This is a genomic window from Kitasatospora arboriphila (assembly GCF_039528095.1).
GTDB classification, from domain to species: Bacteria; Actinomycetota; Actinomycetes; order Streptomycetales; family Streptomycetaceae; genus Kitasatospora; species Kitasatospora arboriphila.
The window spans coordinates 1-556 of sequence record NZ_BAAALD010000299.1 but is presented as its reverse complement, the minus strand read 5'-3'; the positions used below and the strand labels follow the sequence as shown (position 1 = coordinate 556).

1 protein-coding gene is annotated in these 556 nt (G+C 43.3%); it reads left to right on the top strand.

From position 1 onward, the window contains the following. Positions 1–522, top strand: a 522-nt coding sequence (locus tag ABD353_RS40075) for a helix-turn-helix domain-containing protein (RefSeq protein WP_344628620.1), incomplete at its 5' end; no start/stop codon positions are given. Positions 523–556 lie beyond the last annotated feature (34 nt).

Genomic DNA, 556 nt, shown 5'->3' with positions numbered 1-556 from the left:
ATAAAGATGATCGTAGCTTCAGAACACCAAGCAAAGCTAAGGCAGAAAGAAATACAGGAAATCGACAAGAAGGCATCTAAAGAGCACGAGGAGGCAAAGAAGAACAGTAACTTCACTCAGACATACCCAAAGGGCTGGCAACGCATTAGAGAGCTTGTGAGGGACAAACAGGGTGCTGCCGCTATAGGTCTTTACTCATTTTTCGCTGAACACATAGATCCTACATGCGGTGCAGTGGTCTGCGATCAGCAGTTTTTAGCTAATCAGATGGGTGTTTCTACTCGAACAATTCGTCGTTGGTTAGATTATTTGGAGGAGAAAGGTGCTTTGGTAAGAATACCAGTTGCTGGAAAGGTTTGTGCTTACGCTTTAGATCCTCACGAAGTCTGGAAGGGATATAACACATCAAAAGACTACTCAGCCTTTGTTACCAAGACATTAGTGAACAAGGATAGAGAAATAAAACGCCGGATAATGGCTATGTTTTCCGGAGAGGAGAGCGGTCAAGAGCAAGCGATGTAATAATCATGGCGCTAATTTTACCGAAGGTCTTTAA